This is a genomic window from Ruegeria atlantica (assembly GCF_013032455.1).
GTDB lineage: Bacteria > Pseudomonadota > Alphaproteobacteria > Rhodobacterales > Rhodobacteraceae > Ruegeria > Ruegeria atlantica_B.
This window is the reverse complement of record NZ_WQCF01000001.1, coordinates 118431-141426: the sequence shown is the minus strand read 5'-3', so window position 1 is coordinate 141426 and position 22996 is coordinate 118431. Positions and strand designations below refer to the sequence as shown.

23 protein-coding genes are annotated in these 22996 nt (G+C 54.3%); 6 read left to right on the top strand and 17 right to left on the bottom strand.

Features of this window, described 5'->3' with window-relative positions; translation table 11 throughout:
• Positions 1-263: 263 nt before the first annotated feature.
• From GOW93_RS00685 to GOW93_RS00675, 3 genes are all read right to left on the bottom strand, one after another.
• On the bottom strand, positions 264-1019 hold the full coding sequence (locus tag GOW93_RS00685; protein ID WP_170381148.1) for a helix-turn-helix transcriptional regulator: 756 nt from the start codon (positions 1017-1019) through the stop codon (positions 264-266).
• The gene (aroQ, locus tag GOW93_RS00680; protein ID WP_170381147.1) at positions 1016-1465 is read right to left on the bottom strand and encodes a type II 3-dehydroquinate dehydratase; all 450 of its coding nucleotides are present in this window, start codon (positions 1463-1465) and stop codon (positions 1016-1018) included. Before aroQ ends, GOW93_RS00685 begins: the two co-directional genes overlap by 4 nt.
• 107 nt (positions 1466-1572) lie before the next feature.
• Positions 1573-2571 (bottom strand): NADPH:quinone oxidoreductase family protein, encoded by a 999-nt coding sequence (locus tag GOW93_RS00675; protein WP_170381146.1) that lies wholly within the window; start codon positions 2569-2571, stop codon positions 1573-1575.
• A gap of 113 nt (positions 2572-2684) precedes the next feature.
• Here GOW93_RS00675 and GOW93_RS00670 point away from each other — a divergent pair, with 113 nt between their 5' ends.
• A complete protein-coding gene (locus GOW93_RS00670; RefSeq protein ID WP_170381145.1) occupies positions 2685-3503 on the top strand; it encodes an SDR family oxidoreductase in 819 nt (272 codons plus the stop codon).
• 9 nt (positions 3504-3512) lie between these two features.
• The gene (locus GOW93_RS00665) at positions 3513-4535 is read left to right on the top strand and encodes a phosphotransferase family protein (RefSeq protein WP_170381144.1); all 1023 of its coding nucleotides are present in this window, start codon (positions 3513-3515) and stop codon (positions 4533-4535) included.
• Here GOW93_RS00665 and GOW93_RS00660 read toward each other — a convergent pair.
• Entirely contained in the window at positions 4532-5137 is a 606-nt protein-coding gene (locus GOW93_RS00660) for a 2-hydroxychromene-2-carboxylate isomerase (RefSeq protein WP_170381143.1), read from the bottom strand. The two genes, GOW93_RS00665 and GOW93_RS00660, sit on opposite strands and share 4 nt — an antisense overlap.
• A gap of 174 nt (positions 5138-5311) precedes the next feature.
• On the opposite strand from GOW93_RS00660, the gene GOW93_RS00655 reads away from it, so the two are divergent.
• Together GOW93_RS00655 and GOW93_RS00650 are read left to right on the top strand one after the other, a co-directional pair.
• A complete protein-coding gene (locus tag GOW93_RS00655; protein WP_170381142.1) occupies positions 5312-6532 on the top strand; it encodes a serine hydrolase domain-containing protein in 1221 nt (406 codons plus the stop codon).
• A 49-nt stretch (positions 6533-6581) separates the two neighbouring features.
• On the top strand, positions 6582-7445 hold the full coding sequence (locus GOW93_RS00650; RefSeq protein WP_170381141.1) for an acyl-CoA thioesterase: 864 nt from the start codon (positions 6582-6584) through the stop codon (positions 7443-7445).
• 114 nt (positions 7446-7559) lie between these two features.
• Here the strand turns inward: GOW93_RS00650 and GOW93_RS00645 are convergent, their stop codons facing one another.
• The 11 genes from GOW93_RS00645 to GOW93_RS00595 all read right to left on the bottom strand — a co-directional run bounded on the left by GOW93_RS00645 (position 7560) and on the right by GOW93_RS00595 (position 18394).
• Positions 7560-8789, bottom strand: a complete 1230-nt coding sequence (locus GOW93_RS00645; protein ID WP_170381140.1) for an acyl-CoA dehydrogenase — start codon at positions 8787-8789, stop codon at positions 7560-7562.
• 110 nt (positions 8790-8899) lie between these two features.
• The gene (gene phoB, locus GOW93_RS00640) at positions 8900-9589 is read right to left on the bottom strand and encodes a phosphate regulon transcriptional regulator PhoB (protein ID WP_170381139.1); all 690 of its coding nucleotides are present in this window, start codon (positions 9587-9589) and stop codon (positions 8900-8902) included.
• A gap of 3 nt (positions 9590-9592) precedes the next feature.
• Positions 9593-10303, bottom strand: coding sequence for a phosphate signaling complex protein PhoU (phoU, locus tag GOW93_RS00635; RefSeq protein WP_170381138.1), 711 nt, complete (start codon positions 10301-10303; stop codon positions 9593-9595).
• A 16-nt stretch (positions 10304-10319) separates the two neighbouring features.
• On the bottom strand, positions 10320-11117 hold the full coding sequence (gene pstB / locus GOW93_RS00630) for a phosphate ABC transporter ATP-binding protein PstB (RefSeq protein ID WP_302476989.1): 798 nt from the start codon (positions 11115-11117) through the stop codon (positions 10320-10322).
• Between the two features lie 14 nt (positions 11118-11131).
• Positions 11132-12463: a phosphate ABC transporter permease PstA gene (gene pstA, locus GOW93_RS00625; protein WP_170381136.1), complete on the bottom strand. Its 1332-nt coding sequence runs from the start codon at positions 12461-12463 to the stop codon at positions 11132-11134.
• Complete coding sequence (gene pstC / locus GOW93_RS00620; protein WP_170381135.1) at positions 12460-13932, bottom strand: phosphate ABC transporter permease subunit PstC; 1473 nt, start codon at positions 13930-13932, stop codon at positions 12460-12462. Before pstC ends, pstA begins: the two co-directional genes overlap by 4 nt.
• Before the next feature lie 88 nt (positions 13933-14020).
• Positions 14021-15061, bottom strand: a complete 1041-nt coding sequence (locus GOW93_RS00615; protein ID WP_170381134.1) for a substrate-binding domain-containing protein — start codon at positions 15059-15061, stop codon at positions 14021-14023.
• 193 nt (positions 15062-15254) lie between these two features.
• The gene (locus tag GOW93_RS00610; protein WP_170381133.1) at positions 15255-16301 is read right to left on the bottom strand and encodes a sensor histidine kinase; all 1047 of its coding nucleotides are present in this window, start codon (positions 16299-16301) and stop codon (positions 15255-15257) included.
• Between the two features lie 22 nt (positions 16302-16323).
• The gene (locus tag GOW93_RS00605; RefSeq protein WP_170381132.1) at positions 16324-16848 is read right to left on the bottom strand and encodes a gamma carbonic anhydrase family protein; all 525 of its coding nucleotides are present in this window, start codon (positions 16846-16848) and stop codon (positions 16324-16326) included.
• The gene (gene gmk / locus GOW93_RS00600) at positions 16845-17486 is read right to left on the bottom strand and encodes a guanylate kinase (protein ID WP_170381131.1); all 642 of its coding nucleotides are present in this window, start codon (positions 17484-17486) and stop codon (positions 16845-16847) included. Before gmk ends, GOW93_RS00605 begins: the two co-directional genes overlap by 4 nt.
• 17 nt (positions 17487-17503) lie before the next feature.
• A complete protein-coding gene (locus GOW93_RS00595; protein ID WP_170381130.1) occupies positions 17504-18394 on the bottom strand; it encodes a YicC/YloC family endoribonuclease in 891 nt (296 codons plus the stop codon).
• A gap of 232 nt (positions 18395-18626) precedes the next feature.
• Here GOW93_RS00595 and GOW93_RS00590 point away from each other — a divergent pair, with 232 nt between their 5' ends.
• Positions 18627-19301, top strand: coding sequence for a PAS domain-containing protein (locus GOW93_RS00590; protein WP_170381129.1), 675 nt, complete (start codon positions 18627-18629; stop codon positions 19299-19301).
• A gap of 57 nt (positions 19302-19358) precedes the next feature.
• Here the strand turns inward: GOW93_RS00590 and GOW93_RS00585 are convergent, their stop codons facing one another.
• Positions 19359-20729 (bottom strand): class II 3-deoxy-7-phosphoheptulonate synthase, encoded by a 1371-nt coding sequence (locus GOW93_RS00585; protein WP_170381128.1) that lies wholly within the window; start codon positions 20727-20729, stop codon positions 19359-19361.
• A 167-nt stretch (positions 20730-20896) separates the two neighbouring features.
• Here GOW93_RS00585 and GOW93_RS00580 point away from each other — a divergent pair, with 167 nt between their 5' ends.
• Positions 20897-21901, top strand: a complete 1005-nt coding sequence (locus tag GOW93_RS00580; RefSeq protein WP_170381127.1) for a GlxA family transcriptional regulator — start codon at positions 20897-20899, stop codon at positions 21899-21901.
• A 7-nt stretch (positions 21902-21908) separates the two neighbouring features.
• On the opposite strand, the gene GOW93_RS00575 is transcribed toward GOW93_RS00580, so the two are convergent.
• The gene (locus GOW93_RS00575) at positions 21909-22985 is read right to left on the bottom strand and encodes a PQQ-dependent sugar dehydrogenase (protein ID WP_170381126.1); all 1077 of its coding nucleotides are present in this window, start codon (positions 22983-22985) and stop codon (positions 21909-21911) included.
• Between the last annotated feature and the right edge of the window lie 11 nt (positions 22986-22996).

The window sequence follows — 22996 nt, the reverse complement described above, 5'->3', positions numbered from 1 at the left end:
TCATCCAAAAGGAGTATGAGGGGCCCCGCATGATGGGGATGGTCGAGGCCCCCCAATTTTCCAGCAACCAGACGCGTACAAATAGACGCCTAGATGTCAGAGCGGTTGGAGAGCCCTGATATTGCAAAGATCCAACCAAATGTTCCCTGGCTAAAGCCACCACTCACGGAACTATCTCACTTTGCAACTACTACCCCGGATTCGAAAGTCATGATTTCCTTACCTAGGGTAAATTGACGCAACTTGGCGTCAATTTTCGGCAGCTATGCCTCCATAGTGAACATCTGGTTCTGTAAAGAGGCTTTCAGGACAGCCTGAGCCGTGGTTTCGACCGAAAGAGCCTCGCGCGCGAGTCGCAGATGCTTTTCTACCGTTGCTGCGGTTAACCCCATCAGCAAAGCTATATCCTGAGTGGTTTTCCCATCGCCGACCCATTGCAGAGCCTCTCGTTGGCGTTTGGTCAACGCACGATGAGGGGCGTTGTAGGGCAGGGTGAGAATCTTGAGATGCGCCATGTTGTTCATCAGCAAAATATCTTCACCATGCTCTGCCCAGATTGCATCAACTTCTGCCTGATTGGCTGCATTCCCAGCAGACAAGGAAATCGCACCCTTCGATCGCATTGAGACCGACGTGAAACTGACAGTGTAGCCGCAGGTAACGCCATGTGCCTTGTTGAACTCAAGGACTTCAAGTTCTTGGGCGGTCAGATCTCCGTTGGCCACTAGACTCTGAGCCATGTTCCAGCTGGCCGCGCCTTCGTTATACAGCGCCCATCTCAGCATTGGGGCATGAAAGTAAAGACCATCTCGCAAGAAGCCATCCAAGTAAGGCTTCTCGTGGTTGGTCAGAATCAGGAAATCTTCAGGGTCTCCGAGGGATGTTTCAGTACGGAATTGAGTGTGCCCGTAAATAAGCCGGTCAAAACCAAACTTTTCCATCTGACGGCAATGGGCGTCCCAAAGCTCTTCCAGAGTTTTAGTGTAGCTGAGAAAATGCAGATATTCGATCAGCGTCATGCAGGGGACTCTGATTTCAGGTGCGCCGACAAAGCGTCTAATGCCAAGACATACCCTTGGGCGCCGAACCCGCAAATCTGGCCCACCGCGACCTTGGAAATATAAGAGACGTGCCGGAAAGCCTCACGCGCGTGAATGTTGGATAGGTGTACCTCCACTACGGGCAACTCAACGGATGCAATCGCGTCCATGAGGGCAATAGAAGTATGAGTGTACGCACCTGCGTTCAGAACGATACCGTCTTGCACGCCTTTGGCCGCGTGAATGGCATCGATCAGGGCACCCTCATGGTTGGATTGTAAGCACGAGACTTCCATACCAATTGAGGACCCATGGCTGACACAAAGGTTTTCCACCATCTCTAACGTGGTGCCGCCGTAAACTTCGGGCTGACGTGTGCCCAGAAGATTTAGGTTTGGGCCGTTTAAAATCAGAGCTTTGTACATTATTCCACTATCCCCATAACAAGTTCATAAACGCGAATGGGTGGCATTGTCCACCGGCCAATGAACCCACAGGGTGAGCGATAACATTCCCGCTACCCTCAGCTTTTCTATGCAGGTATTTCCACAACGGTTTTGCCCAGAGCCGAGCGATTTGCCAAGTGGGTTAACGCATCACCTGCTCGATCAAGGGGAAAACGGGCATTGATCTGCGGTTTGATCTGAGAATTGCCATATAACGCAATTAAATCATTCATATTTTTCAGGTGCCCTTCTGGGTTGTGTAGGACTGATGCACCCCAAAAGACTCCGACTATCTGGCACCCTTTCAACAGCGGCAAGTTCAACGGTATTTTAGGAATGCCAGCAGGGAAACCGACGACGAGATAGCGACCATTCCAACCAACGCTGCGCAGTGCAGGCTCGGCATAGCCTCCTCCCACGGCATCGTAGACAACATTCACGCCGAGAGGAGCTGTGAGCCTCTTGATTTCATCTGTGAATGCTTTCTGGTTTGGTTTGTCCATGTCTTGCGCATAAAGCACTGTTTCATCTGCACCCAGGCGTTGACAGAAATCCGCTTTGTCTTGCGATGAAACCGCAGCGATTACCCGCGCTCCCATGGCTTTACCCAGCTCAACCGCAGCTGATCCGACCCCACCGGCCGCACCAAGCACCAACAAGGTTTCGTCGGGTTGCAATTCTGCGCGGTCCTTCAGCGCGTGATAGGACGTGCCGTATGTAAAGATGAAACACGCAGCATCTTCAAACGGCATTGTGGCTGGGAACTTGATCGCCGTCGCAGCGGGGATTGTAACGTGTGTGGCGAATCCTCCGTGCCCAGTAAGGGCCATAACACGATCGCCGATTTCGAAACCTGTTACGCCGTCTCCTATGGCAAGAACTTCACCAGCGATTTCACCACCCGGCGCAAAGGGACGAGGAGGTTTGATCTGATAGAGGTCCTGAATAATCAAAGTATCAGGAAAATTGACGCCTGCCGCCTTGATACCAACCAGCAGTTCGCCCTTACCCGGTTTGGGGTCGGGCAGGGTGGTCAACTCCAGAGTTTCCGGGCCACCTGACGCGACGCTGAGTAAAGCTTGCATATCGGTCCCATTATCCTTGTTATTCAATATATAGGAGCTTTGGCGCAGCTTCATGTGTTGTCAAGAAACCTACGGCCTAACCCAAAGAGACCACAGGGAGTGAGGAGCAAAACATGACCCCCGACACGCTGTTTTCATTGCAGGGTAAAACCGCGCTTGTAACAGGTGGTGCGACTGGCATCGGTCGCATGGCCGCCGAAGCGTTGGTGCGGGCCGGGGCGCACGTTCTGATCGCGTCACGCAAGGCCGAGGCATGTGAAGCTGTGGCGGCGGAGTTGAACGCCCTAGAGGCCTTAGGAAGTGCAGAGGGTTTTGGTGGCGACGTTGCGAGCAGCGAAGGCATCATGGCCCTTGTGTCCGAGGTCAATAACCGCACAGACAAGCTTAATATACTTATGAATAATGCTGGCGTGTCATGGGGTGCCCCGATGGGACAATTTCCCCACGATGCGTGGGATAAGGTCATGTCGGTCAATGTTGCTGGGTTATTTGACCTGACCCAGAAACTGCTTCCTATATTGATGAAATCCGGGTCAGCCGATGATCCGGCACGGGTAGTTAATGTCGGCTCAGTTATGGGCGAGGTTCCAATGGGTGACGGCGCATACAGCTATTCAGCATCCAAAGCGGCAGTGTTGCACTTAACCAAGATCATGGCCAAGGAATTCTCGCCATATCATATCACCGTTAACGCATTGGCGCCGGGGCCCTTCGTATCCCGCATGACAGCATTCGCCACTGCCGATGAAGAAACACGGGAAAGGGTCGGTAAATCAGTCCCGCTGGGGCGCGTAGGTCGTGACGAGGATATTGCAGGGTGCATGCTGTTTTTGTGCGGCCGCGGTGGAAGCTATGTCACGGGCGCGGTCATTCCGGTTTCCGGTGGTATCAACGTGGTGACAGCCGGAAACATCTTTGCCGAAGCCCTGTGAGTTCGCCGCATGACAACTTCGTTTTTAGATCTGGACGCTTTGGACGCGTATCTTCGAGAAAACTTGCCAGACTATCGCGGCCCCTTGAAGGCTGACAAGTTTGCTATAGGCCAATCCAACCCGACCTATCGGTTGCAAACACCTTACAAAACATACGTATTGCGTCGAAAGCCACCTGGCGTTCTTCTCAAATCCGCACATGCTGTTGATCGGGAATTTCGTGTCCAATCCGCGCTGGCCCATAGCAAGGTTCCGGTGCCTGAGATGTATTTGTTCTGCTCGGATGACAGCGTCATCGGTTCGGAATTTTATGTGATGGATCATCTCGACGGGCGGATCTTTCTTGAACCTACAATGGCCGGAGAAACCAACGCGACCCGCACGGCGGTTATTGATGAAATGAACAGGGTTTTGGCCACCTTGCACATGGTGGATATCGAGGCAGTTGGACTGTCGGACTACGGTCCAACCGGAAACTATTTCGAACGGCAAATTGCACGTTGGACCAAACAATACCGAGCCTCAGAAACCAATCAAATCGCCGAGATGGACAAACTGATTGCTGAACTACCACGAGCCATCCCTGAAGATGATGGTCAAAGAACGCTGGTGCACGGGGATTATCGCATCGATAATCTGATGTTCGCAAAAGAGGGCCCGCGTTGCATTGGCGTGTTGGATTGGGAACTGTCGACGATCGGGCATCCCTTTGCTGATCTCGCCGCCGTAATCATGCAGTGGAGGATGCCTTCGGGACCCGAGGGGCGCGGTCTGCAAGGCGTTAACCGAGAAAGTCTGGGGTTGCCATCAGATCAAGCCTTTATCGACCAATACTGCCATCGGCGCGGCCTGCCGGAAATCGAAAATTTCGGGTTTTATCTGGCGTTTAATTTCTTCCGCATGGCCGGAATCTTGCAGGGTGTTTTCAAACGCGCGCAGGACGGTAATGCATCCGATCCAGAGCGTGCCGTTCTTTTAGGTTCGTACGTGCCGATGTTCGCAAAACATGGGCTGACTGCATTGGATTCTTAAGTCTCTCTCGACAGTTCCAGTCCCAGATTCCCCATGCTGTTTTTGCCAAAGAACATTTCGGTTCCTGAAAACATACTGGGCACCCCGAATACACCGCGCTTCACGGCGGCTTTGGTCTGTTCTTTGAGTTTTTGCTTGACCTCAGCATTGGTCATCGCGTCGCGGATCTTGCGAACCGGCAGTTCGTGTTCCTGCAGAATCTCGGTTAAAACACCAAGGTCATCGACTTTTTGGCCATGCACCCAAATAGCATCAAAGATCGCATCTATATATATGCTTTCCCACGGTTTTTCCGCTGCATAAAGGGCACCTCGCATGGCGAATTTAGTGTTGACCGGAAAGTGGGGGCTCATATGGAAACTGATCCCCCGAGCGCGTGCAAATCGGTGTAGATCGTGTGTTAGATACGCCGATTTTTGACGGTTTTCCGAAAAAGCGTGGAAAGGGCTTTGATTGTTTGTGGACTTGAAGATCGTGGACAACAACACAGGAAAATAACTTACGCGAACACCGTGTTTGTCTGTCAGTGCCGGCAGAGTCTTGTACGCAAGGAATGCATTTGGACTGCAGAAATCATACACAAATTCAATGCGTTGTGTCATGGTGCTTCTCCTGAATTTGGACGTTCAAAACTGTACCAACTCGTGACAAGCGAATCCGTTACATCTGTATTGTAACAGCCAGACAGGTTGTTACGCAGTGTTCTGGTCGATTTCACTGTTAATTCAGTGCGCAAACTCGCAAAATCCGATTGATTTACAAGGGGCTGACTACAGATGGCTAAGTTTGATCCTGCGCGCCTGACCCGCATTTCCGACTGGATGCAGCGATATGTCGATGAACGAAAATACGCGGGCAGCTCGTTATTGGTGAAACACCATGGGTCCGAGGTGTATTTCCATTCCTGCGGTCAGAGAAGCATAGAAAACAATTTACCATTTCAGCGTGACACGATTGCGCGTATCTATTCGATGACCAAGCCTGTCACCACCGTCGCGTTGATGATGCTGGTCGAGCGAGGCTTGTTTCATCTCGACGCGCAACTATCAGAATTCATTCCAGAGTTTGCCAATATGCAGGCATTGGTTCCCGGCGCACAGCGTTTGGATCAAACCGAACCTGCACCGACGCCCACGCTGCATGAGTTACTGACACATACCAGCGGACTCAGCTATCCTTTCAATCCGGGGATTTTACCTGCAGCGATGGACGAACAAGACCTGATCTTCAGACCAGACCAGGGCCTGTTGGAAAATCGAGTTTTGGATTTGTCGCGATTACCTCTGGCGTTTCAACCGGGCACACGGTGGGAATACTCAGTCGCAATAGATGTCCTTGGGCGTGTGATCGAAATCGTCTCAGGCAAGACACTGGACGAGTTTTTCGCGAAGGAGATTTTCGAGCCCCTCGGGATACAGGAAACAGGGTTTTCTGTGCCGTCTGGGGCAGGGGATCGGCTCGCCTCTCTTTACACGCCTCTGGCAGGCGACGCGATGGCCCTGAATGCGGCAAAGACCGGGGGCGATACACTTCGGCTTGTTGATCAGGCCGGAAAGTCGCCCTTTGAAAAGGCCTCTACATTTTCGGGTGGTGGCGGATTGGTCAGCACCATCGATGACTTCTCTTGTTTTGCCGAGATGCTGCGGAACCGGGGGCAGGGCAAAGGACACCGTTTATTAGGGTCTAAAACCATAGATTACATGCTTAGCAACCACTTACCCGGCGATATTGCTTCGATGGGACCTAATAGTTTCGCCGAACAACCGATGGAAGGCACAGGTTTCGGTTTGGGTGGCGCTGTCGTTATAAACCCGGGCAGAACCCGCGTTCCAGGCTCACTGGGAGATTTTAGTTGGGGCGGTATGGCGTCCACCTTTTTCTGGATCGACCGAGTAAATGATCTAACCGCGGTCTTTTTCACGCAATTATCCCCATCCAGTTCTTATCCTTCACGTGCGGAACTAAAAGCGCTTGTCCTTGGGGCCATGAATGAATGACGCGTTAAGTGCTGCTACCCCAACCCGAGAAGACAATTGGAGGCCGTCAATGACTGAAGCAGAACGTATCCTACTGGACCTCTTGGACATCGAAAGGCTTGAAGTGGACCTGTTTCGTGGTACGGGATCGGGGGGCGAAACCCCGACACGTATTTTTGGCGGCCAAGTTATCGCTCAGGCTTTGGCTGCGGCGTATCGAACTGTTGAAGGCCGTATGTGCCATTCATTGCACGCATACTTCATTCGAGCCGGAGATCCGGCTATTCCTGTGATTTATCAAGTTGATAGAGCGCGAGATGGAGGTTCCCTGACAACTCGGCGCGTTGTTGCAATCCAGCATGGAAAGCAAATCCTCAATATGTCCGCATCATTTCATGTTCAGGATGAAGGCTGGGATCACCAACACGCCATGCCACATTCAAAAGCTCCGGAGTTTTATCCGGCCCGTGAGGATTTAAGAAAGAAATATGTAGAACTGGTCCCGGAAAAACTACACGGGGAACTGTTGCGCGAACGGCCAATCGAAGTTCGCGAAGTGAATCACCTGAATCCTTTCAAGCCTGAAAAATCGAATGACCACAACCAGATATGGTTTCGAATGAAAGCAGCCTCCGAAGCCGACGCTGTGACACAGCAACTGATTTTGGCTTACGCATCCGATATGTATCTGATGCTGTCGGGAATGCGACCGCATGGTCTTAGTTGGTTTACCGGAGAGGTAAATGGCGCCAGCCTAGACCACGCGCTGTGGTTTCACGAACCGGTAAATCTTGCAAACTGGCACCTTTACTCGATGGATTCTCCTTGGAGCGGACATGGACGCAACTTTAACCGAGGATCAATCTACGCGGAAAACGGTACTCTGGTTGCGTCCGTAGCTCAAGAAGGTCTCATGCGAAAGACGCGCCATTAGACATATACACAAAAATGAGGATGGCGGCGCAAGATATTGGCAAAGCTCAACATTTAAAGCTTTGCCAACACTCTTTATTTACCATAATACCAATTACACGAACATTTGTGCGCGTTAATAGAACGCCTGCAATTCGGTTTGCGCCCGCCCCAATATCAAGGCATGAACGTCATGCGTGCCTTCATAAGTGTTTACCGTCTCCAGGTTGATCATGTGACGAATGACGTGAAACTCCAGCGAAATACCATTGCCGCCGTGCATGTCACGCGCCATCCGAGCAATGTCTAACGCCTTGCCACAGTTATTTCGTTTAACGAGCGAAATCATTTCAGGCGCGGCTTCAGCGTCGTCCATCAGCCGACCTACACGCAAGCTTGCCTGAAGCCCCAAGGCAATCTCAGTCTGCATATCCGCCAGTTTACGTTGATAAAGCTGTGTCTGCGCCAGAGGCCGATTGAACTGTTTCCGATCCAGACCATACTGACGCGCAGAATGCCAGCAAGACTCGGCGGCCCCCATTACGCCCCAGCTAATCCCATACCGCGCCCGGTTTAGACAACCAAACGGGCCTTTCAGGCCCTGAACATGCGGCAGCAAGGCGCTTTCATCGACCTCGACGCCGTCCAGAACGATTTCGCCGGTGATCGATGCCCTAAGGCTCAACTTGTTCTGAATTTTCGGAGCGCTCAGTCCCTTGAGACCTTTATCCAAAACAAAGCCACGGATCTTTCCGTCATGTGCGTCGGATTTGGCCCAGACTACAAACACATCCGCAATTGGTGCGTTCGAAATCCACATCTTACTGCCGGTTAACCGGTAACCGCCGTCGATCTTCTCGGCGCGGGTTTTCATGCCGGCAGGATCCGAGCCCGCATCTGCTTCGGTCAGGCCAAAACAGCCGATCCATTCACCGCTAGCCAGTTTTGGTAGATATTTCCGACGTTGTTCCTCGGTTCCGTAGGCATAAATAGGATACATCACCAGAGAGCTTTGCACCGACATCATCGAACGATATCCGGAATCTACGCGCTCTACTTCACGTGCCACCAGACCGTAGGACACGTACCCTGCCCCAAGCCCGCCGTATTCCTCGGGGATCGTGGTTCCCAGCAAACCCATTTCGCCCATTTCGCGGAAAATCTCAGGATCGGTTTCTTCGTTCTGAAACGCATCCGTTACACGAGTTTGCAACTTCTCCTGCGAATACGCGCGGGCGCTGGCCTCGATCATGCGTTCATCTTCAGTCAGCTGATCGGACAGTCGGAACGGATCATCCCACGCAAAATTGCCCATGTCGGGCGCATCCTTGGCTCGCAGCGCTGGCTTGGCGTCAGGGGCGTTCATGGTGCTTCTCCGCGTAGTCTGTTTCGACGCAAACTAACCCGGTAAAATCACAAAAGACAGTAAGAGTTTTGCAACTTGCTATGAGCAAAACTCATACCCCTGCCCCGAAACTATCCCAGTGCGTAACCTGCACCCCGCACTGTGCGTACCGGGTCTTCACCGCCGTGCTGAGTGAGCGCCTTGCGCAAGCGGCCGATATGAACATCCACCGTGCGCGTATCGACATAGATATCGCGCCCCCAAACCCGGTCAAGCAACTGCTCACGGCTCCAGACGCGGCCTGGTTTTTCCATGAAGGTACTAAGAAGACGAAACTCGGTCGGCCCCAGCTTTAACGGTTTACTTCCCCTGCTGACCTTGTGCGTTTCCGAGTCCAGAATGATGTCGTCAAATTCCAGTTTCAACCCGACGGTCGCCGGGCGCACCCGCCGCAACTGAGCGCGGACCCGCGCCATCAATTCCACGACTGAATACGGCTTGACCACATAATCATCGGCGCCGGTTTCAAGGCCACGCACCTTGTCGACTTCTTCGGTGCGAGCTGACAGCATAATGATCGGGATCGAGCGGGTATCCGGGCGCAATTTCAGACGTCGGCAGACCTCGATACCGCTAAGGTTCGGCATCATCCAATCCAGAACGATTATGTCAGGGTGTTCTTCATCGACCAACAGCATGGCCTCATCACCGCTGCCGGCCTTGGACACGCGGAACCCTTCCGCTTCGAGGTTATAGGCCAGTACCTCGCGCTGTGCCGGTTCATCTTCAACGACCAGAACGGTGGGCTGATCCGCAGACATTGGTCAGATCTCCTGAGGGGTATGCGACGTAATATCCGCTTTCGGTCTAGCTTCGGTCGGGCGCTCTCCGGTCACAAGATAGACAACCTGCTCAGCAATCGCAGTGACGTGATCGCCCATTCGCTCGATGTTCTTGGCGATGAAATGCAGGTGCATACAAGACGAAATGTTGCGTGGGTCCTCGGCCATAAAGGTCAGGAATTCACGGAACAGACCGTTATACATTTGGTCCACTTCCTCATCACGATTGATGACATCCGTGGCGAGTTCTGCGTCGCGTTGAATGTAAGCATCCAAAGCGTCGCGCAGCATCCGCTCGACCTCGCGCGCCATTCGGCGCAGCGCGGCGGCGCTTCCGTTGATCTCGCCCGCATTGACCAGCACCGTTGTCCGCTTGGCGATGTTCTTGGAGTAATCGCCAATCCGTTCAAGGTTGCCGGACACTTTCAGCACGGACAGGACCAGACGCAAATCGCTGGCGGTTGGTGCGCGTAATGCGATTAGTCGGGCGGTTTCTTCGTCGATCAACTCTTCCAGCGCGTCGATAGCCTTGTCGCCCTGGCGCACTTGTTGGGCCAGTTCTTCGTCGCGTGTTACCAGCGAATGGGCCGAGTTCGTGATGGCGGCTTCAACCAGCCCGCCCATCTTCATGATATGGGCTTGAATGGTCTCAAGGTCCCGGTCGAAAGCAGATGCAATATGTTGTTCGCTCATATCTATATACCTGTACTCAGCCGATCCGGCCAGTAATGTAACTTTCCGTGCGGGGATCTTCGGGGTTGGTGAAAATCTGCCCGGTCTCTCCAAATTCGACCAGGTTCCCGAGGTGGAAGAAGGCGGTTTTCTGGCTTACGCGTGCGGCCTGCTGCATCGAGTGGGTCACGATCACCACCGAATAGCGCGAGCGCAGCTCGTCGATCAGCTCCTCTACCTGTGCTGTAGCAATCGGGTCCAAGGCCGAGCACGGTTCGTCCATCAACAGAACCTCGGGCTCGGTCGCAACGGCGCGGGCGATGCACAGGCGCTGTTGCTGACCGCCCGACAATCCGGTGCCGGGCGCATCCAGACGATCCTTGACCTCATCCCAGATTGCGCCGCGGCGCAGGGATTTCTCAACGATCTCATCCAGCTCTGCCTTGTTCTTGGCAAGACCGTGGATTCGCGGCCCGTAGGCAACGTTATCATAGATCGACTTGGGGAAAGGGTTCGGCTTCTGGAACACCATGCCCACCTTGGCGCGCAGCTGAACGGGATCAACCCGCTTGTCATAAATGTCTTCGCCATCCAGTTTGAACGACCCTTGAACACGTGCAATGTCGATGGTGTCATTCATCCGGTTTAAACAGCGCAGGAATGTCGACTTGCCACAACCGGACGGGCCGATGAAGGCGGTGACAGTCTTATCCTCGATATCGACATTCACATCTTTGATGGCATGAGTGTCGCCGTAGTAAACTTGGCAGTCACGGCACTCCAACTTGATTTTCTTGGTGTCCACTTGTCTCTCCACTCGCGACATGTCGTTCATTGTAGTGCCCCTCATTACCAGCGGCGTTCAAAGCGGCGACGCAGGATGATTGCGATGATATTCATGGTCAACAGGAACATCAGAAGAATAATAATGCCGCCCCATGCTTTTTCATAGAAGCCGACATCCGCACGGGCGGCCCAAGTATAGATCTGTGCTGGCATTGCCGAGTTCGGCTCGGTAAATCCAGCAATGAATCCGTCCGGGTAACCTCGGGCGACAAATCCGACCATACCGATCAGAAGCAGTGGTGCCGTTTCACCCAGCGCCTGGGCCAGACCAATGATGGTTCCGGTCAAGATGCCCGGTGCAGCCAGCGGCAGAACATGGTGGAATACCGCCTGCATCTTCGAGGCCCCTACCCCCAGCGCAGCATCGCGGATCGACGGCGGAACCGCCTTTAGGGACGCGCGGGTCGAGATGATGATCGTCGGCAGAGTCATCAGCGTCAGAACCAATCCACCAACCAGCGGCGCAGATTGCGGCAGATGCATGAACTGGATGAATACGGCCAGACCTAGGATACCGAATACGATGGAAGGCACAGCGGCTAGATTCGATATATTGACCTCGATCAGATCGGTAAACTTGTTCTGTGGCGCAAATTCTTCCAGATAGATCGATGCAGCCACGCCAATCGGCAACGACAGGCCCAGAACCACCAGCATCATGAAAAACGACCCAACAACCGACGCGCCGATACCAGCGCCGCCGGGGTTGTCCACACCCGAATCCGCACCTGTGATGAACGGCCAGTTAAAGGCCTGTTTGATGATGCCCGCCTCTGTCAGGGCATCCACGAGATCAAGATCGCTTAACTGTAGAAAGCGACTATCTTGAAGAGTGTCCCGAGATACGCGGCCCTTGAAGTACCCGTCAACACGGCTGGACGCCGCCAGATCAAACTCGATCGGTTCCCCCAGCTTGCCCGGATTCTGGCTGTAGAACTCGCGGATCGTTCCGCCAACCTTACCCAGAAGGCGCTCGATCGCTGCGTTATCTACTTCTGCCTCCAGATCGCGCTCATCCAGTTCATTTTTGAGCGCAGCAATGAACAGGTTTGCGTAGGCTTTGGTCTTGAACAATTCACCTTCGGCTGCCTCACGTTGTTGCTCGGTCAACGTGAAGTCCACGCTCACCACGGTTCGAGTGAATGCAGGGATTCCTTCTTTCAGGATTGATGCAAACAGCACCAACAAAAAGAACAGACCGGTTGCGATTGCGATTATTCCATACATCCGGAACCGTTTTTCGGCCTTGGCCCGCTTGCGCGTACGTTCATCCGACGCAGTAAGGGAGACCGAGTGACGGCCCGTTTCCGGGGTTTGCATGCTTGCGTCGGTCATTCGTACTGCTCCCGATACTTGCGCACGATGTAAAGGGCAAAGACATTAAGCCCCAGCGTGAGGATGAAAAGTGTCATTCCAAGCGCGAAGGCGACAAGCGCTTCGGGCGACGCAAAGTCAGCGTCACCCGTCAGCTGGCTTACGATTTTTGCTGTGACGGTTGTCATGGCTTCGAACGGGTTAAGGCTCAGACGTGCTGCGGCGCCCGCGCCCAGTACCACAATCATGGTTTCACCGATGGCGCGTGAGGCCGCCAGAAGGATCGCACCAACGATCCCCGGCAGCGCCGCAGGTAGAACCACCTGACGGATAGTTTCTGACTGAGTGGCGCCCAAACCGTAGGACCCGTCCCGCATGGCTTGCGGCACGGCGTTGATAATGTCGTCTGACAGCGATGAGACAAACGGGATGAGCATGATGCCCATGACAAGGCCCGCGGTCATTACTGCCGTACCCGCTTTCATCCAACCCAGACCGCTGTCACCAAAGACGCCCAACAAAAGCGGCCCGACGGTTAGCAATGCAAACAGGCCATATACGATGGTCGGAATACCGGCGAGGATTTCCAGCAAAGGCTTGGCTACAGCGCGCACGCGCGGCGACGCGTATTCACTTAGATAGATCGCCGCGAACAATCCAATTGGAACGGCCACCAAAAGGGCCACGATCGAGATATAGAAAGTACCCCACAGCAATGGGATAATCCCAAGTTGGGAAGACCCACCGCGACCAGAGAAACTGGGCGACCATGTGGTGCCAAAAAAGAAATCGGTTGCGGGATAGAGCTTGAAGAATTCCCACGTGTTGAAAACAAGCGAAAGAACAATGCCGACCGTGGTGAGAATGGCAATGGATGCGGCCGCAAACAAAAGTAGGCGGACGCCTTGCTCAACAACATTGCGCGCACGGTACTCTGCGTGGGTTTGCCACCAACTTATCGCGGCCCCCGCCAGCGCCAGCAAAATCACGGCAATGGACATCACGCTGTGGCCAGTGGCATTCATGCCAATATAGCTTTGTGCAGCATTTAGAATGGGTTGCGTAATCTCTGAGGTGACCACCTGACCGGCGTCCTTGAGGCCTTGCGTGACTGTGGCAATATCAGCATTCGCGTTGCGTGCGACCTGCTCAGGCAACTGCCCCTGCGCCACGGCTGCTTCCAACCCGGCAGCGGTGCGGCGCACCTCGGCCATAACTAGGCTGCGTGACGACCCATCCTTGATGGCAGTATCCGGGATCATGCCCGACACCTGCGAGTTTATATAAAGCGGCTGCACCAGCAGCCAAAGGATCAAAAGACCAAATGCAGGCACCACGGTTTTCAGAGCAACATTCGCGCCATAAAAGTTTGGCAACGAATGCAAGCCACGGATGTCGCCACCAGCGCTTTGCAGCGCACGTGACCGCCCCAACACATACCCCACTGCCGATATGGCAGCTACGATCAGAAAGAGCCAAAGAATTGGCATGACACCCTCGCGGTCTCGATTGAGAATTCAAACTAGCATGGGGGCGACCCCAAAAGGCCGCCCCCTCGCATTTCGAAACATGCCGGACTTAGCTGCCCGAACCCATGGTTACTTCGTTGGCAATTGCGTCCTGAGTATTTGCCAGCTCAGGATCGGCAACCAGACCATAGTTGGCCAGCGGGCCCGAAGGACCGGCAATATCATCATGGGTAAAGAACTGAGCGTACTCTTTCAGACCGGGGATCACGCCGATGTGGGCTTTCTTGATGTAGAAGAAAAGCGGGCGTGAAACAGGATACTCACCGGTCGAGATGGTCTCGGTCGACGGAGCAATACCGGACATGGTCGCAACTTTCAGCTTGTCGGTGTTGTTCTCGTAGAACGCCAGACCAAAGACGCCGATACCGTTCGGGTTGGTGTCGATGCGCGCCAGTGTCTCGGTGTAGTCACCGTCAATATCGACCGATTTACCGTCCGTGCGAACGTTCAGGCAGGCATCTTCTGCATCGTCTTCGCTCATGCCGCCAGCGATCATCGCTTCCATGGCGCCGGTCGCCTCACACCCGATCAGCAGAACTTTTTCTTCGAATACTTCACGGGTACCGTGCTTGGTGCCCGGGATAAAGCCTGCGATTTCAACGTCAGGCAGATCAGCGTTGAATTCCGCCCAAGTGTTATATGGGTTGTCGACGATTGCGCCGTCTTTCAGAACCTTAGCACCCAGAGCATTGAAAATGTCCGAAGGCTCGAATGCGTTGAAGGCAGGACCCGACTGCTGGCTTGCGAAAACGATGCCGTCATAACCGATGCGGACTTCCATGATGTCAGTCACGCCGTTTTCGGCGCATGCTTTGATTTCTTTTTCACGGATCGCGCGGGATGCGTTTGCAACGTCGATGGTGTTTTCACCAACGCCTTGGCAGAAACGCTTCAGACCAGCCGACGAACCGCCTGATTCCACAACCGGTGTTGGGAAATCGGTGTTTTCACCGAACAGTTCGGCAACAATCGAGGCATAAGGTAGAACGGTCGACGAACCGGCAACCTGAACGTTGTCACGAGCTGCAGCAGTAGTCGCCGAGATGGCAGTGATTGCCAGCGCAGAAGCCGACAGTTTTACAAAGGACATTTCAGTCTCCTTGAAAATTGTAATCTGTGATCATCCCCATGATGATCTTGCGCGTACCTCTAAGAGCCGTGCGTAAGCCTTTTGTGACAGGTTTGTAACAGCTTTATGACAGTTGGCGAAAATCTGGGGTTACACGGCGAAAAGCAGACATGCAAAATTTACATTGCTCAAGGCGACTTGCCATCCGCCGGGTTTAAAGCGGCAAAATCACCGTAAACGTCGTACCTTTGCCCAGTTCACTTTCCACCCGCAAACGACCGCGATGGCGATTGATGATATGTTTCACAATCGCAAGGCCCAGGCCGGTACCGCCCAACTGCCGTGATCTGTGGCTGTCGGCCCGGTAAAAGCGCTCGGTCAGGCGCGGCAGATGCACTGAATCGATGCCCGGCCCCCTATCAATAACCTGAACCCGCACGGCCGGCCCCCTCATGGCAGAATCGCGTTCCGAGGACATAACCCGCACCTCTACACTGCCGCCACTGCCACCGTACTTGATCCCATTCTCGATCAAATTGGTGAACACCTGGCGCAGTTGATCGCTGTCACCAGCAAGTGAAACCGGATCTTCGGGCGCCGTCAGTGACAACTCAACATCCCCATCTTCGGCCAGAGGACGCAGTGAGTTCAGCGTGGATCGTAAAAGCCCGGTCAGTTCAACCTGTGCTTTCGGGCGTACGCGTTCTTCGCTTTCAACCCGGTTCAGCGACAGAAGATCCCCAACCAAGCGGTTCATACGATTGGCTTCGTCGGTCATGATCTGAAGAAAACGCTCTCGCGCATTGACGTCATCGCGGGCCGGGCCGCGTAGCGTTTCGATAAACCCCATCAATGCAGTCAGGGGGGTGCGCAACTCATGGCTCACGTTCGCTACGAAATCCCGCCGCATCTGGCTGGCCTGCTCCAAATGCGTGACGTCCTGAAAGGTTGCCAGCATCGCGCCACCGCACACAGCTCCGACACCGTTCATATATCGGCACTCGACCTTGAAGGTTGTGTCTTGTGCACCATCGTTTGAGAGGTGACGCGTTTTCGCTGATCCTTTTGTACGCAAGCATTGCTCAATCGCCTCAATAACCTGCGGTTGCCGCAGGATGGTTGCGAAATGGCGACCTTCGATATTCTGAGCCAACAGAGTTTTTGCGTCGGAATTGGCGGCGATGATCCGTTCTGTCTGATCGACCATCAACGCGGGCATTGGAATGGCCGCGACAAATTCGGATAGCAGATTCTCGGGCATTCTGTTGGTCTTTCGGGGCGCGTTAAGACACAGGCTTTAGCTCGTCGCGAAACCGGCGCATATTCTGTTGGTAATGAAGTGCACTAAGCGTAATCTTTTGAGCCCCGGCCTCATCCATTTGACGCACGACCTTACCCGGCGAGCCCATAACCAGAGAATTGTCAGGGATTTCTTTGCCCTCGGTGATCAAGGCACCTGCTCCAATCAGGCAATTCTTTCCAATCTTTGCGCCATTCAAAACGATGGCGCCCATGCCGATCAAAGTATTCTCGCCAATCGTGCATCCATGCAGCATCACTTTGTGCCCGATCGTACAGTTTTTACCGATGGTCAGAGGGTACCCGGCGTCGATATGCATGATGCAGTCTTCCTGCACGTTGCTGCCCTCGCCCACCCGAATCTCTTCGTGATCTGCACGAATGGTGCAGCCGAACCAAACCGAGGCCCCCTGCTCTAGCACGACCTTGCCGATCAGGTTGGCATCGGGCGCGATCCAGGTGTCTTCGTGGATTACAGGCGCGTGTTCTCCCAAGGCGTAGATGGTCATGACAGCCCCTCGAATTCGTTCTGCAGAGTTCGAACGTGGTTTTGCAGATTTGGCTGCTGAATGCGGCGCATCCGTTCGGCACTGACGATGGTTTTCAGCTTCTCTTCGGTTGAATCCAGATCGTCATTTACCAATACATAGTCGTAGTAGCCCCAATGGCTGATTTCATCCCAGCTTTTCAGCATTCGCCTGGCGATCACGTCCTCGCTGTCTTGACCACGGGACTCAAGACGGCGTCGCAGTTCTGGGATCGAAGGCGGTAGGATGAAGATCGACAGCGCGTGCTTGCCCAGATCCGAGTTGCGAATCTGAACCTCGCCCTGCCAGTCAACGTCAAACAGAACATCGCGGCCTGCATTGATCGACTCTCGCACCGGTCCGGCCGGAGAACCGTAGAAATTGCCAAAGACGTGTGCGTGTTCCAGCATCTGCCCTTCGGCAACCTGTTGTTTAAAGTCTTCCTCGGACAGAAAATAATATTCCCGCCCATGTTCCTCGCCCGGACGCGGCGCGCGGGTTGTGGCCGAGATCGAAAACTCCAGACCTTCATCCCAGGCCATCAACCGGCGCGCCAAGGTGGATTTCCCTGCACCGGAAGGCGAAGAAAGGATGATAAGTAGGCCGCGGCGATCTGCCATGTCTGCTGTTCCCATAGTCATTCTACGTTTTGCACTTGCTCGCGCATCTGATCAATTATGGCCTTCAACTCAAGCCCCACCGAAGTCAGTTCTACGCTTTGCGCTTTGGAGCACAGTGTGTTGGCCTCGCGGTTGAATTCCTGCATCAGAAAATCCAGCTTGCGTCCTACGGCTGCGTCTTGCGAAAGCAGATCACGTGCTGCCGCGACATGAGCCTTCAGGCGATCGATTTCCTCGGTAATGTCCGATTTCACCGCGATCAACGCCAATTCCTGTGCCACACGGTCAGGATCAGCACCCTGCGCATTTTCCAACACCCGCGCGAGGTTTTCGCGCAGTGTTTCAGCGGTCTTTTCCTTGCGCTGTTCGGCCAGTTCCGCGGCTTGCGCAGTCAGGGCAGAAACCTGCTTAAGCTGACCATCGAGTATTTCCGCCAAAGCTTGTCCTTCGGACTCGCGCATCTCAATGAATGCGGCCAACAGATCGGCAAACTCATTCGTCAACTCACCGACCAGCGGCGCGGGATCATCTACGTCGCTGCCCGCTTCCAACATTCCCTTAAGGGCGATCATTTCGGACGCAGTCGACGGCGCCAGCGTCACACCGTGTACGGCAGCCAAATCCTGAGTTCTTGCAAGTGCAGTTAACGCCGCCGCCATCGCGGCTTCATTCAAAACCAGATCAGGGGCGGTCTCATCGCGGTTTAGCCTCAAGGACAAAGTGACGTTTCCACGCGACAGCGCCTTGGACATCTGGCCGCGCAGTGCCGCTTCCAGCCCGGTCAACCAATCCGGTACGCGCAGACGCATGTCCAACCCCTTACCGTTCACGCTGCGCAATTCCCACGTCCAGCTATGAGGTCCGAACGCCCCTTTGCCCGAGGCGAAACCGGTCATGGATCTGATCATGGTGGCTGTCCTTGTCTGCTCGTCTGCTGCACCTAAAGCCATCGGCAGGCGCAGGGCAAGAGCTTGCTGAGTTTGCGACCGCAACTCAGAAGTTAACCATTCATTAAAGAATTCCTCCAAAATTGACTCAACCCGTGTCAATTTGAGCTTGGTCAGAACTGTTCGGTAAAGGATGGACCCGATATCTGGCATTTTAGATAAATCGCGATCAACTGGCGCTAGGGTGATGAAAATGAAAACCTTTTTCGGGAACGGTTCCGGGTCAAACATTGGAAAGATCGTCACAATGGATCGTTTTGCCAGCGGGCGCAGTCTATCGCCCCTTCGTCAAGCCGAAGCGTATTGGACCGCTTTGCTCACAGGCGACAGCGTGCCCATGCGTTCGCAAGTCGACCCCCGTGGGCTTGAGAATATATTGGAATGTACCTTCATTCTAGAACGTATCGCTCCAGGTCTGGCGCGATTCCGTTTGGCCGGCAGCCATTTGAGCAAGTTGGCAGGCATGGAGGTGCGCGGTATGCCTTTGACTGCATTCTTTGAACCAAGCGCTCGCACGCAAGTCTCTGACGTCTTGGAACAAGTGTTCTCGCGCCCTGCCGTTGCAGAACTTGGCATGATTTCCGCGGGCAAGCTGGGCCGGACACGGTTACAGGCTCGCATGATCCTATTGCCTTTGAAAAGTGACCTAGGGGACATCAGCCGAGTGCTGGGTGTGCTGGTCAGCGATGGCGTGGTCGGCGCAACCCCGCGCCGGTTCACTGTTCCGGATACGCGGGTGCGCCCGGTGTCCGATATTCAGACCCCGCAGGAACAAAGCCTTCAGGTCTCAGCCGAATTTGCCGAAGATCAAAGAGAATTCAAGCGACCGGGATCCCATTTACGTCTGGTCGCATCCCGCGACGACTGAGAAAGAAAAAGGCGGGTCATATTAGCCCGCCTTGTTCCAGTGCTATGTTTCTAAACCTTAGCTGGCAGCCCGCTTGTTGCGGTCACGGCGCAGATTGGTCAGCTCTTCGGCCACGAGGAAGGCCAATTCCAGCGACTGCGATGCATTCAAACGCGGGTCGCAGGCAGTGTGGTAACGATCCGAAAGGTCTTCTTCGGTGACCGCCCGTACACCACCGGTGCATTCGGTGACGTCCAGACCGGTCATCTCGAAATGCACGCCGCCGGGAATGGTGCCTTCGGCCTGATGCACACCAAAGAAGTCACGCACCTCGCGCAGGACTGAATCAAACGGACGGGTTTTATACCCGGTCGCCGATTTGATCGTGTTACCGTGCATCGGGTCGCAGACCCATGTTACCTTGGCGCCCTCTTCCTTGACGGCCTTGACCAGACGCGGCAGATGCTCACCCGCCTTGCCCGCGCCGAAACGCGCAATCAGGGTCAGACGCCCTTCTTCGTTTTCGGGGTTCAACTTGGACATCAGAACCTTGAGGTCTTCTGGCGTGGTCGTCGGACCACATTTCAGACCAATCGGGTTTAAAACGCCGCGGCAGAATTCTACATGCGCACCGTCCGGCTGACGGGTGCGGTCGCCGATCCAGATCATGTGGCCCGAACCGGCCAGCCAGTTGCCAGAAGTCGAATCAAGACGGGTCAGCGCCTCTTCGTATTCCAGCAGCAGGCTTTCATGGCTGGTGTAGAACTCCACGGTCGAGAATTCATGCGTTGTGTCCGCTGTGATTCCGGCCGCACCCATGAAATCGATGGTGTCCTGAATGCGATCTGCGATTTCTGAGTATTTCTGCACGTCCTGTTCATCTGTGAAGCCCAAAGTCCAGGAATGCACCATGCTCATATCGGCGAAACCGCCAGTCGAGAAGGCGCGCAGCAAGTTCAGGGTTGCAGCCGCCTGAGTGTAGGCCTGCAGCATCTTACCAGGATTCGGAATGCGCGCTTCAGGTGTAAAGGCAAGCTCGTTGATGATGTCACCACGGTAGCTGGGTAGCTCGATGCCATCCACCACCTCGGTCGGGGCGCTGCGCGGCTTGGCAAACTGTCCCGCCATACGGCCAACCTTGACCACCGGCACCTTGGCACCATAGGTCAGAACCATCGCCATCTGCAGCATCACCTTGAACGTATCGCGGATCGCATCCGCACTGAATTGTTCAAAACTTTCAGCACAATCCCCGCCCTGCAACAGGAAGGCCTCGCCGCGACCGGCGGCACCCAGATGTTGCTTGAGACGCCGTGCTTCGCCCGCAAAGACCAGCGGGGGATACTGCGAAAGCTGCGCCTCGACTTTGGCCAGCGCGACCGCGTCGGTATAGTCTGGCATCTGAACCCGTGGCTTGTTGCGCCAGTTCGTTTTTTGCCATTCAGTCATAGCTTTGATCTCCGCTGAAGTATTCAGGTTGCCTCTATACAAAATGCAATGAAGACTGACCATATACGATTTGCGCCCCTTGACGCCGCAAACAAGCTTTGAGCATGGTGTCTGCTACAATACCCGCTGTGATCGTACAGCGGCCAACGAATCAAGGACAATTCGCCATGAAAGAGCAACGCCAAGTTGTCACGGTGGAAAACACGGGGACCAACCCTCGCAATTTCGTATTTGTCCTATTGGACAAATTCTCATTGCTTTCGTTTGCATCCGCACTGGACAGTTTGCGGATCGCCAATCGCATGGCCGATAAAAAACTGTATTCCTGGACACTTATAGGCGAAGGCGGCGAAGCCGTCACCTGTTCGGCGGGAACAACATTCACGCTGGATGCGGACTTGATCGAGCTCCAGCGAGACGATGTGGTCCTGATTTGCGGCGGTGTCGACGTTCAGACCGCGACGACCAAGAAAATCCTGAACTGGGTTCGCCGCGAGGCGCGCCGGGGTCTTCGTATCGGCGGTTTGTGTACGGCCGCCTACACCCTTTCCAAAGCTGGTTTGATGGACGGCAAGCGTGCGACGATTCACTGGGAAAACTCTGACAGCTTTATTGAAGAGTTTGACGAGGTTGAGCTGACCAAATCCGTGTTCCAGATCGACGGCAATCGAATGACTACGGCAGGTGGGACTTCATCCATCGACTTGATGCTGAAGATCATTGCTGATGACTATGGCGAAGACCTCGCGAATGCGGTGGCAGATCAGATGATCTATTCCTCGATCCGCACCGATCAGGATACGCAACGCCTGTCAACCCCCACCCGGATTGGCGTGCGTCACCCCAAGCTAAGCCAAGTCATCCTGATGATGGAAAAGAACATCGAAGAGCCGATCTCGCCTTCGATCCTCGCCAAAGATGTCGGCATGTCGACGCGGCAGCTCGAACGGCTGTTCCGCCGTTATCTCAGCCGGTCGCCCAAGCGATATTACATGGAGTTACGCCTGCACAAAGCGCGCAACTTGTTGATGCAAACAGATATGAGCGTGATCAACGTTGCCCTCGCCTGCGGTTTTGCCAGCCCATCGCATTTCTCGAAATGCTATCGTGCGCATTACAACACCACGCCTTATCGTGAGCGCGGCGCACAGGGCGATCGGTTGTCTGTTTGAATTGGGCCTATCTGGCAGGGGTCATCCTATAAATCGCCCCCTGCCCGACTGATATGAACCAGATCGCCCCATCAGGAGCTTCGACAATATCTCGAACCCGTTCGGTTTCTGGCCCCTTGATTTGTTCAACCTCTCTCAGCGGTGAACCCTCAAGGCGTGCGATGTAATCGAATTTCAGCGATCCGACAAAGATGTCGCCCTTCCACTCTGGCCACAGCTTGCCGGAATACACCAGTAGCCCCGAAGGCGCGATGGATGGGTCCCAATAATACTTGGGCTGTTCCATTCCGGGTTTATGGGTGCCCTCACCGATCTTTTGCCCCGAATAATGCGTTCCATAGGAAATGATCGGCCAGCCATAGTTCCGGCCAGATTGAACCAGGTTGACCTCATCCCCGCCTCGTGCCCCATGCTCTGAGATCCAAAGCCGACCGCGCGAATCCAATGCGGCCCCCTGAGGATTGCGGTGACCATAGGACCAGATTTCGGGGCGAACTCCATCTACCTGAACAAAGGGATTGTCGCTGGGAACCGAGCCGTCACGGTTAATGCGGATCACCGACCCCATGTGATTGGACCTGTCCTGCGCCTTGGGTCGATCTCCTCGATCCCCGATTGTTAGAAACAGCGTTCCATCCACAGCCTCAACCACGCGCGAGCCGATATGGCGGCCTCCTGATCCTCCCGGATTGGCCTCGAAGATCACTCTGAGATTTGTAAGTTTGTCACCAGTTTCAGACAACCGCGCAACCGCAAGCGCAGTCCCTGCGCCGCCCCGTTGTCGTTTCGAAAAAGTCAGGAAGATCTCTCGTGTATGAGGAAAGTCTCGGGCAATGGTGACATCCAACAGTCCTCCTTGTCCATTGGCCACAACATTGGGTGCACCAGAAACGCGTTGAGTCCTGCCATTTTGGACATACAGTAGCGTTCCATCGCGTTCCGTCACCAAAAAGCCACCTTCCGGCAGAACTCCAATGGCCCAAGGTGTATCAAGCCCTGCCACCATTTCGGTGACGTCGACAATGCCTTGCGAGGTCGTTAAATTTCCGGCCCACGCGGTGCCAGACCACGTAAAAACTACCATGAAAAATGCCC